This window comes from Amycolatopsis stemonae, assembly GCF_054781455.1.
In genome coordinates this window covers 387,007-397,020 of record NZ_BAAGUJ010000009.1, presented here as the reverse complement: position 1 = coordinate 397,020, position 10,014 = coordinate 387,007, and the positions used below count along the sequence as shown (strand labels likewise).

The 10,014-nt window shown below is 70.6% G+C and carries 9 protein-coding genes and 1 rRNA gene; 7 read left to right on the top strand and 3 right to left on the bottom strand.

Annotated elements, in window-relative coordinates:
- The first annotated feature begins 7 nt into the window (after positions 1–7).
- Positions 8–124, top strand: a 5S ribosomal RNA gene (gene rrf, locus ACYVLJ_RS31785).
- Between the two features lie 56 nt (positions 125–180).
- Here the strand turns inward: rrf and ACYVLJ_RS31780 are convergent.
- Positions 181–624, bottom strand: coding sequence for an Lrp/AsnC family transcriptional regulator (locus tag ACYVLJ_RS31780; RefSeq protein WP_460441457.1), 444 nt, complete (start codon positions 622–624; stop codon positions 181–183).
- 110 nt (positions 625–734) lie between these two features.
- Between ACYVLJ_RS31780 and ACYVLJ_RS31775 the strand changes: the two genes are divergently transcribed.
- From ACYVLJ_RS31775 to ACYVLJ_RS31750, 6 genes are all read left to right on the top strand, one after another.
- Complete coding sequence (locus ACYVLJ_RS31775; RefSeq protein ID WP_460441456.1) at positions 735–1,163, top strand: rhodanese-like domain-containing protein; 429 nt, start codon at positions 735–737, stop codon at positions 1,161–1,163.
- 19 nt (positions 1,164–1,182) lie between these two features.
- Positions 1,183–1,932 (top strand): type 1 glutamine amidotransferase, encoded by a 750-nt coding sequence (locus ACYVLJ_RS31770; protein WP_451988703.1) that lies wholly within the window; start codon positions 1,183–1,185, stop codon positions 1,930–1,932.
- A 95-nt stretch (positions 1,933–2,027) separates the two neighbouring features.
- The gene (locus ACYVLJ_RS31765; protein WP_451988704.1) at positions 2,028–3,155 is read left to right on the top strand and encodes an inorganic phosphate transporter; all 1,128 of its coding nucleotides are present in this window, start codon (positions 2,028–2,030) and stop codon (positions 3,153–3,155) included.
- Between the two features lie 22 nt (positions 3,156–3,177).
- Positions 3,178–6,153 carry a bifunctional glutamine-synthetase adenylyltransferase/deadenyltransferase gene (locus ACYVLJ_RS31760; protein ID WP_460441455.1) on the top strand — a complete coding sequence of 992 codons (2,976 nt, stop codon included), beginning with the start codon at positions 3,178–3,180 and terminating at the stop codon, positions 6,151–6,153.
- A gap of 13 nt (positions 6,154–6,166) precedes the next feature.
- The gene (locus ACYVLJ_RS31755; protein ID WP_451988706.1) at positions 6,167–6,592 is read left to right on the top strand and encodes an acyl-CoA thioesterase; all 426 of its coding nucleotides are present in this window, start codon (positions 6,167–6,169) and stop codon (positions 6,590–6,592) included.
- A gap of 125 nt (positions 6,593–6,717) precedes the next feature.
- Positions 6,718–7,821, top strand: coding sequence for an alpha/beta hydrolase (locus ACYVLJ_RS31750; protein ID WP_460441454.1), 1,104 nt, complete (start codon positions 6,718–6,720; stop codon positions 7,819–7,821).
- On the opposite strand, the gene ACYVLJ_RS31745 is transcribed toward ACYVLJ_RS31750, so the two are convergent.
- Together ACYVLJ_RS31745 and glnA are read right to left on the bottom strand one after the other, a co-directional pair.
- Positions 7,799–8,377, bottom strand: coding sequence for a TetR/AcrR family transcriptional regulator (locus ACYVLJ_RS31745; protein ID WP_460441453.1), 579 nt, complete (start codon positions 8,375–8,377; stop codon positions 7,799–7,801). The genes ACYVLJ_RS31750 and ACYVLJ_RS31745 overlap by 23 nt on opposite strands.
- Positions 8,378–8,539: 162 nt before the next feature.
- A complete protein-coding gene (gene glnA, locus ACYVLJ_RS31740; RefSeq protein ID WP_460441452.1) occupies positions 8,540–9,964 on the bottom strand; it encodes a type I glutamate--ammonia ligase in 1,425 nt (474 codons plus the stop codon).
- Positions 9,965–10,014: the final 50 nt, after the last annotated feature.

The following is a 10,014-nucleotide window of genomic DNA, read 5'->3' as shown; positions in this document are numbered from 1 at the left end:
GGAGTGTTTCGGTGGTTATAGCGTCAGGGAAACGCCCGGTCCCATTCCGAACCCGGAAGCTAAGCCTGACAGCGCCGATGGTACTGCAACCGAAGGGTTGTGGGAGAGTAGGACACCGCCGAACTTACGTTGGGGAAGGCCCCGGTCGAGGACCAGACATGGTCCTCCCGGGGCCTTTTCTCATGTGCGCGAAACGGGACGCCGGCGCAGCGGCGACGACAGCACTAGCGACGTCGTCGTCTCGCCGTACCGCTGCACCTTTTCGACGAGCTCCTCCAGCTCCGCCGTGTCCCGGCACAGCATCCGCAGGATCCAGCACTCGTCCCCGGTGATGTGATCCGCGGCGACGACCTGCGCCAGCGGCAACACCGCCGTCCGGAACCGGGGCGTGTCCAGGCTCCGCACCCGGGCCCGCACCAGCGCCTCGATCGGCAGCCCCAGCTTCGACGTGTCGACGTGCGCCCCGTACCCCGTGATCACGCCACGCTCCTCGAGACGGCGGACCCGTTCCGTCACCGCCGAACCCGACAGCGACACCCGCCGGCCCAGCTCCGTGAAACTCAGCCGGCCGTCCGCCTGGAGCAGCTCCAGCAGGTGCCAGTCGACGTCGTCGAGGGGGTCCACCGCAACTCTCCCGGGCTCGCAGGGCCAACACGCGGAAATCCCCGGCCGGCAGGGGCTCCCACCCCGATTCTGCCCTGTGCCGGGAACGTCCTCACCAGCAGGATTTACCCATGACCACCGCACGCACGCTCACCGTCCCCGCGCCGGCCCCGGCCGCAGCCGTGACCTACTTCGGCGCCGAACTGGCCTTCGAGGTCGACCCCGACGACCTGGTCCGCGACCTCGAGGCCGGCCACACCGACGGCTACGTCGTCGTCGAGACGCGGGCCGAAGAAGCCTTCCTCGAGGCTCGCATCCCCGGCGCGATCAACCTGCCCTACCGCGACCTGACGCCCGAGACGACCGCGCACCTCGACAAGGACCTCGTCTACGTCTGCTACTGCGAGAGCACCAACTGCAACGCCGCCACCAAGGGTGCGCTCAAGCTCGCCGGGCTCGGGTTCCGCGTCAAGCGGCTCTCCGGCGGCATCGCCGCCTGGATCGCCGCCGGCTACCCCGTCGACGGCACTCCCCGAGGCGGGATCCGCTGCGCCTGCTGAGGCACCTACCCTGAAAAGCGTGACCCGATTGCTCATCATCCAGCCGGACGCATCGGACCCGCTCGGCCCGCTCGGCGACTGGCTGACCGAGGCCGGTGCGGAGCTGGACGTCCGCCTGCCGCCGGCCGACGACCTGCCCGGTGACGTCGACGGCTACCAGGGGGTCGTCGTCCTCGGCGGCGGCATGGCCGCGGAGGACGACGAGAAGCACCCGTGGCTCGCCGACGTGCGACGGCTGCTCTCGAAAGCCGCGATGGCGAAACGGCCGACGCTCGGGATCTGCCTCGGCGCCCAGCTGCTGGCCGTCGCCACCGGCGGGCGCGTCGAGGTCGGCCGGGACGGCCCGGAGGTCGGCCCGCAGCTGGTGGCCAAAAAGGACGCGGCGTGGACCGACCCGCTCTTCGCCGAGCTGCCGCTCATGCAGGACGTCCTCCAGTTCCACAACGACGCGATCACCCGGCTCCCGCCCGGCGCCGAGCTGCTCGCGTCCGCGCCGCGCTACCCGCACCAGGCTTTCCGGTTGAACCGTTGTGTCTACGGTGTCCAGTTCCACATCGAGACGACACCCGCCGTCGTCGAGAGCTGGGCCGAAGATGAGCCCGAGATGGCGGAATTCGCCCGTCCGGGCTCACTCGGGCACGACAAGCTGATCGCTGTGCACGCCGACATCGAGGAAACCTGGCGTCCGTTCGCGCAGCGGTTCGTCCGGTTGGCCGCCGGAGAGCTCGAACCCGCCGCCGACAGTCAACACTCGTTACCGCTGGCTTAACGGCTGATGTCACAACCAGCAACAGCCTGTTAACGGCAGGCGTCACCCTTCAGGTACCTTGCGGGAGGAGTCCCCACAAGGGTTCGGAGGTCGGGGTGGAGCCCTCGTTGCTGGTCGTGATCGTCGTCGTCACGGCCCTGGTATTCGATTTCACGAACGGGTTCCACGACACCGCGAACTCGATGGCGACGTCGATCGCCACCGGGGCCCTCAAGCCCCGGGTGGCCGTCGCGATCTCCGCGGTGCTGAACCTGGTCGGCGCGTTCCTGTCGGTCGAGGTCGCCAAGACGATCTCGAGCGGCCTGGTCGACGACACGAAGATCGGCCCGTCGATCGTCTTCGGCGGGCTGATCGGCGCGATCGTCTGGAACCTCGTGACGTGGTTCGTCGGCCTGCCGTCGAGTTCGTCGCACGCCCTCTTCGGCGGCCTGATCGGCGCCACCTGGATCTCGGCGGGCACCGGCTCGGTCCACTTCGGAAAGATCTTCGAAAAGGTCCTGGTGCCGGCCGCCGCGAGCCCGGTGATCGCCGGCGTCGTCGCGATGGGCGGGACGTACCTGGTCTACCGCTTCCTCGTCCGGAACCGCCCGGCCACGCGCGGGTTCAAGGTCGGCCAGATCGTCTCGGCTTCGCTCGTCTCGCTCGCGCACGGCACCAACGACGCGCAGAAGACGATGGGCGTCATCACGCTCACGCTCGTCAGCGCGGGCAGTCTGGCGCCGGGCTCGGCGCCACCCGCCTGGGTGATCATCAGCGCCGCGTGCGCGCTCGCGCTCGGCACCTACCTCGGCGGCTGGCGCATCACCCACACCCTCGGCAAGGGCCTGACCGACATCGAGGGCCCGCAGGGCTTCGCCGCCCAGACGAGCTCGGCGCTGGTCATCCTGGTCTCCTCGCGGCTGGGCTTCCCGCTGTCGACGACGCACGTGTGCTCCGGCGGCATCGTCGGCTCCGGCGTCGGCCGCCGCGAGGCGCCGGTGCGCTGGCGGATGGCGGGCCGGATGGTCGTCGCGTGGCTGTTCACGCTGCCCGCCGCCGCGATCGTCGGCGCCGTCTCCGGCAAGATCGCTTCGCTCGGCACCGCGGGCACCATCGCCGTCGGCGTCATCGGGATCGGTGTCGGCCTCGGCATCTACGTCCTTTCGCGGCGCCACCCCGTCACCGCGCACAGCTTCCAGGTGCCGGAGCCGACACCGGCCGAACCGGGCCGCCTCGCCGCCTGAGCCCGGACTACGGTGGTCGGTGATGGCAGACCGAGCGCGAACGACCGCTTCGGCGGCGAGGTACGGCTTCACCGATTCCCGTGCCGAGGACCAGTTGCGCGCGGCCGGCTGGTGGGCCGACGCCGGCCCGGTCGACGCGGCGGCCGACGTGCTCGCGGCGTTGTCGCGCGCCGCGGACCCCGACCTCGCGCTGCACGGTCTCGACCGGATCCGCGAGGTCGACGACGGCGAGTGGGCGCAGCTCGAAGAGAAGCTGCGCGCCGACCGGACCTTCCGCGGCCGGCTCCTCGGCGTGCTCGGGACGTCGAGCGCGCTCGCCGACTTCCTCGCCGCCCATCCCGAGCAGTGGCATTCGCTCACCGGCGACAAGTGCACCGACCCCGAGTGCTACCGGGACGCCCTGCGCACGGCGCTCGTGGACGACGACGGTTCGGTGCTGACCGGGCTCGACGCCGAGCAGGCGCTCAAGATCGCCTACCGCCGCGAGCTGCTCGGCATCGCCGCGGCGGACCTCGGGCACCTCGTCGAGGCCGGGCTCGACCACCCGCACTACGCCGACATCGCGGCGCAGCTGACCGAGCTGGCCGAGGCCGCGCTCGCCGCCGGGCTCGTCGTCGCCGAGGCCGAGGTCGGTGCAGCCGCGGAAGGCCGGCTGGCGATCATCGCGATGGGCAAGTGCGGCGGCCGGGAGCTCAACTACGTCAGCGACGTCGACGTCATCTTCGCCGCGTCGGACGAGATCGGCGTCGCCACGCGGCTGGCGAGCACGATGATGCGCGTCGTCGGGAAGGCGTGCTTCGAGGTCGACGCCGCGCTGCGCCCCGAGGGCAAGGCGGGCGCGCTGGTCCGCACGCTGGAAAGCCACCTGGGCTACTACCGGAAGTGGGCCAAGACCTGGGAGTTCCAGGCGCTGCTCAAGGCACGTCCGGTGGCGGGCGACGGCGAGCTGGGCCGGCAGTACGCCGAAATGGTCGCGCCGCTGGTGTGGTCGGCGGCCGACCGCGAGAACTTCGTCGGCGAGGTGCAGCAGATGCGCCGCCGCGTCGAGGGGCACGTGCCGTCCGAACACGCCGAGCGCGAGCTCAAGCTGGGCCGCGGCGGGCTGCGGGACGTCGAGTTCGCGGTGCAGCTGCTGCAGCTCGTGCACGGCCGCGTCGACGCGGACCTGCGCTCACCGTCCACGATGGACGCGCTCGCCGCGCTCGGCGAGGGCGGTTACGTCGGCCGGCAGGACGCGGCCGAGCTGGGCGCGTCGTACGAGTTCCTGCGGATGATCGAGCACCGGCTGCAGCTGCGGCGGCTGCGCCGGACGCACCTGTTCCCGGCGGCGTCGGACACCGACGAGCTGCGCATCCTCGCCCGCGCCAGCGGGATCAAGGGCAGCGGCGGCAAGACCGCGGGTGAGGCGCTGCTGGCGGAGTTCCGCAAGCACGGCAAGGGAATCCGGCGCCTGCACGAAAAGATCTTCTACCGGCCGCTGCTGCAGTCCGTCGCGAACGTGCCGACCGAGGCGCTGCGCCTGACCACCAAGCAGGCGGCCAGCCGGCTGGCCGCGCTCGGCTACACCGCGCCCGACGGCGCTCTCCAGCACATCAAGGCCCTCACTTCGGGGGTCTCGCGGCGCGCGGCGATCCAGCAGGCGCTGCTGCCGGTGCTGCTCGACCTCCTGGCCGACACCCCCGATCCCGACGGCGGGCTGCTGTCGTACCGGAAGGTGTCGGAGGCGCTCGAGGACACCCCGTGGTACCTGCGGGTGCTGCGCGACGAGGGCACGGTGGTCGAGAACCTGGCGGCGCTGCTGGGCACGTCGCGGCTGGTGCCGGACCTGCTCGTCCGCGCGCCGGAAGTGCTGCGGCTGCTCGGCGATCCGGCCCGGCTGCTGGGCCGCACGCCGGCCGAGGTGGCGACGTCGCTGCGGGCCGCCGTCCGCCGTCAGCCGGGGTTGAACGCCGCCGTCGCGGCCGCGCGTTCGCTGCGGCGGCACGAGATGCTGCGCGTCGCGTGCGCGGACCTGCTGGGCCTGCTCGACGTGCCCGCGGTGTGCGAGGCGCTGTCTTCGGTTTGGGTCGCGGTCCTGCAGGGCGCGCTGGCCGCGGCGTTCCGCCAGCGCCAGGCCGAGCTGGGCAAGACGCCGGCGCGCATCGCCGTGATCGGGATGGGCCGGCTGGGCGGCGCCGAACTCGGCTACGGCTCCGACGCCGATGTCCTCTTCGTCTGCGAAGCGTCCAAAGGGGTCTCGGACGCCGACGCCGTGAAGTTCGCTTCGTCGGTCGCAGAGACGGTCCGGAAGATGCTGGGCGCGCCGAGCTCGGATCCGGCCCTGGTGGTCGACGCCGACCTGCGGCCGGAGGGGCGGAGCGGGCCGCTGGTGCGGACGCTCGAGTCGTACCGCACCTACTACGCGCGCTGGGGCGAGGTGTGGGAGGCGCAGGCGCTGCTGCGGGCCCGGTTCGTCGCGGGTGACGAGGACCTCGGCGAGCGGTTCATCGCGATGATCGACCCGATCCGCTACCCCGAAGGCGGCCTGGACGCGACGAAGGCGCGCGAGATCCGCCGCATCAAGGCCCGGGTCGAGACCGAGCGGATGCCGCGCGGTGCCGACCCGACGCGTCACACGAAACTGGGCCGCGGCGGCCTCGCCGACGTCGAGTGGACGGTCCAGCTGCTGCAGCTGCAGCACGCGCACGCGGTCCCCGGCCTGCGGACGACGTCGACGCTCGACGCGCTGGCCTGCCTGCCTTCGGCCGGCCTGGCCGAACAGTCCGAAGCGGACTCGCTGCGTGAGGCGTGGCTGCTGGCGACGCGGGTGCGCAACGCGGGGATGCTGGTGCGCGGCAAGGCGGTCGACGAGGTCCCGGGCTCGGGCCGCGACCTGGCGGCCGTGGCCCGGGTGCTCGGCCAGTCCCCGGTCGACGACCCCGGCGAGTTCCTGGACACCTACCGCCGCATCACGCGCCGGGCGCACACGGTGGTGGAGCACCTGTTCTACGAGGCGTGATTACAGTGGAGCGGTGACTGTGCGAGAGCCGTTCCGGACCCGGATCAAGGTCCGGCACTACGAGTTGGACACCCTGGGCCACCTCAACCACGCCGTGTACCACTCCTACGGCGAGGTATCCCGCCTCGAGCTGCTCGAAGCGGCGGGCGCGCTCGAAGGCCTGGGCAACGTCGCTTCGGTGCTGCTGGAGACGAACGTGGTGTTCCGCCGCGAGCTGCGTGCGGGCGACGAGGTCGACGTGACGTGCGACGTCAAGTTCGGCAGCGGCAAGACGTTCAAGATGGACTCGAACATCTACAAGCTCGACGGCACGCTGGCCGCGGAGATCACCTGCACGCTCGGGCTGATGGACCTGGAGATCCGCAAGCTGGTCGCGGACCCGCGAGGCGCGTTCGAGGCCGCTGGGGCGGATCTGAAGGTCCTGTCGACCTCGGAATAACGAAACCTGCCTCCTCTCTGTCCAGCTGGTTTTCTTGACTTCGAATCAAGAGACGGCCTAGCCTTCGCGTCAACTTGCTCTTGATCGCGAGTCAAGAGCGGCGGGCGAGTTGACCAAGGTAGGCGATGGAAACTTCGGCGGAGAAGAGCGGCGACACTGCGTCGGTGCGGCGGGACGTGTGGTTCGAGTCCGGGGGCGTGCGGTGCGCGGCGTGGCTGTACACGCCGGCAGCGGAAGGCGGGCCTCGGCCGCTGGTGGTCATGGCGCACGGGCTGGGTGCGGTGCGGGAGTGGCGGCTGGACGCGTTCGCGGAGCGGTTCGCCGCGCAGGGGTGGGTGGTGCTGGTGTTCGACTACCGGTACCTGGGAACCAGTGAAGGATCTCCCCGGCAGCTGCTCGACATCGGCGACCAGCTCGACGACTGGCGGGCGGCGCTGGCCTATGGCCGGTCCCTGCCGGAGGTCGACCCCGACCGGATCGCGGTGTGGGGGACCTCGTTCGGCGGCGGGCACGTGCTGCGCATCGCCGGCGAGGACCACGGCGTGGCCGCGGTGGTGGCCCAGTGCCCGTTCACCGACGGTCCGGCGTCGTTGCTCTCCCGGTTCCGGGCCGGCCCGGTGAGCATGGCCGGGCTCGTCATCGCGGCGCTGCTCGACGTCGTCGGGTCGGTGTTCGGCACGAAACCGGTGCTGGCTCCGGTGGTCGGGGTGTGGTGGATGCCCGCCTTCCTGGTGTCGCCGACCGCGATCGCCGCGGCGTCCCAGCTGATCCCGGCGGGGTCTCGGCTCTCGCCTCGCACCGCCGGGGCCCTGGCCCGGATCCCCGCCGTGGGCAAGGGGTTGTCCGCGACCGTCGAGACGGGTGGTCAGCCGTTCCGCCCTGGCGACACCGCTGTCGGCCGCGACACGATCTGGGGCGTCATGATGGGCCCGGACGGCGGTGACAGCGCCAACGCGGTCGCGGCCCGGCTTGCGTTGTGGTTGCCGCTGTACCGGCCGGGCAAGGACCTGCGCAAGATCGCCGCGGCGACCTTGTTGTGCGTGTGCGACGACGACCGTGCTGCCCCGGCGCGCACCACGGCCCGCCTCGCGGCCGGGCAGGACCACGTCCAGGTCAACCACTACGACGGTGACCACTTCGACATCTACGTCGGTGACCTGTTCGAGCGGGCCGTCGCGGACCAGATCCAGTTCCTCGCGGCGCGGTTCACGGCCGCGGCGATCCGGTAGCCGGCGCGGCGGCGATGCCGCGGGCACTGCGGACCAACGTCTCGACGACGGCGCGGTCACCCGCGGCGTCGCTTGCGTGGGTCAGCATCCCTTCGACGACGAACACCCCGATCCGGGTCATCGCGGCCTGCTCGGTCTCGGGCACGCCCAACGCGGCCAGATGCCACCGCAGGATCGTCTCCACCTGCGCGTGGAAACCGTCGTGCCACCCCCGCAACGCCTCCGATGCCGCGACCCTGGCGTGCACCGTCGTGATCAGCCGGTCGACCCGCCGCAGCTCGGTGACTGCCCACAGCAACTGCTCGACCGGTGACCCGGCCGAGCGTTCGGCCACGCCGGCCAGGAACTGCGCGAACAGCGCGTCCAGGACAGCGACCAGTACCTCGTCCTTGTCCTTGAAGTACCAGTAGACGGTGTTGGAGGTGACCCCCGCTTCGCGTCCGATCCGCGCCACCGTCGTGAGGTCGTAGCCTTCCTCCACGAACAACCGCGTGGCCGCGGCGACGATCTCACCGCGCTTCTCTTCCCGGTCCTGCGGGCGTCGGTTACGCGGCATCCCCCACCTGGCCAGATCGGTCACGCTGGAACAAGGAACGGGACGGCGGTCGGGGTGTTCCCCTCGACCGCCGTCCCGTGTCTGCTGGGCCGTCACATGGTGACCTTGACGGCCTGGCGGGGGCTCGGACCAGTGAAATGCCTGGTCAAAGCCCCGCGCCGATCACACGTCGTAGTACAGCGCGAACTCGTACGGGTGCGGGCGCAGGCGCAGCGGGTCGATCTCGTTTTCGCGCTTGTACGAGATCCACGTGTCGATCACGTCCGGCGTGAACACGCCGCCCTCGAGGAGGTAGTCGTGGTCCGCCTCCAGGGTGTCCAGCACCGTGCCGAGGTCGCCCGGGACCAGCTTGACGTCCTTGGCCTCCTCCGGCGGGAGCTCGTAGAGGTCCTTGTCGATGGGGTCCGGCGGCTCGATCTTGTTCTTGATGCCGTCGAGGCCGGCCATCATCATCGCCGAGAACGCCAGGTACGGGTTGCCGGACGAGTCCGGGCAGCGGAACTCGGCGCGCTTCGCCTTCGGGTTGTTGCCCGTGATCGGGATGCGGACGCAGGCCGAGCGGTTGCGCTGCGAGTAGACCAGCGAAACCGGCGCCTCGAAGCCCGGGACCAGGCGGTGGTAGGAGTTCACCGTCGGGTTCGTGAAGGCCAGCAGGCTCGGCGCGTGCTTGAGCAGGCCGCCGATGTAGTGGCGCGCGGTGTCCGACAGGCCTGCGTAGCCCGACTCGTCGTGGAACAGCGGCTGGCCGTCCTTCCACAGCGACTGGTGGCAGTGCATGCCCGAGCCGTTGTCGCCGGCCAGCGGCTTCGGCATGAACGTCGCCGTCTTGCCCGCCGCGAACACCGTGTTCTTCACGATGTACTTGAACAGCTGCAGGTCGTCGGCCGCGTGCAGCAGCGTGTTGAACTTGTAGTTGATCTCGGTCTGGCCGGCGGTGCCCACCTCGTGGTGCGCGCGCTCGATCTCGAAGCCCGAGTTCGTCAGGTTGCGGACGATGTCGTCGCGCAGGTCGGCGAAGTGGTCGACCGGCGGGACCGGGAAGTAGCCGCCCTTGAACTTCGTCTTGTAGCCCTGGTTGCCGCCGGCCTCGTCGGCGCCGGTGTTCCACCAGCCCTCGATCGAGTCGATCTCGTGGAACGAGGCGTGCTCGGCGGAGTCGAAGCGGACCGAGTCGAAGATGTAGAACTCGGCTTCGGGGCCGAAGAAGACGTTGTCGGCGACGCCGTACTCGGCGATGTACTGCTCGGCCTTGCGCGCGATGTTGCGCGGGTCACGGCTGTATGCCTCGCGCGTGAACGGGTCGTGCACGAAGAAGTTGAGCGCGAGCGTCTTCGCCTTGCGGAACGGGTCGATCCGAGCCGTCGCCGCGTCGGGCAGCAGCAGCATGTCGGACTCGTGGATCGACTGGAAGCCACGCACCGAGGAGCCGTCGAACGCGAGGCCTTCTTCGAAGGCTTCTTCCGTAAAGGCCTTCGCGGGGACCGTGAAGTGCTGCATCACGCCGGGGAGGTCGCAGAACTGGACGTCGACTACCTCGACGTCCTCATCGGCGATGAGGCGCTGGATGTCGTCTGGAGTAGTGGGCACCCTCGGTGACTCCTTCTCGTTCGAGCTCGTACGGCAGTGCTCTCTTCGGC

Coding starts and splice junctions, on each gene's coding strand:
- ACYVLJ_RS31775 (WP_460441456.1), top strand. CDS start 735: ATGACCACCGCACGCACGCTCACCGTCCCCGCGCCGGCCCCGGCCGCA.
- ACYVLJ_RS31760 (WP_460441455.1), top strand. CDS start 3,178: ATGGCAGACCGAGCGCGAACGACCGCTTCGGCGGCGAGGTACGGCTTC.
- ACYVLJ_RS31750 (WP_460441454.1), top strand. CDS start 6,718: ATGGAAACTTCGGCGGAGAAGAGCGGCGACACTGCGTCGGTGCGGCGG.
- ACYVLJ_RS31745 (WP_460441453.1), bottom strand. CDS start 8,377: ATGCCGCGTAACCGACGCCCGCAGGACCGGGAAGAGAAGCGCGGTGAG.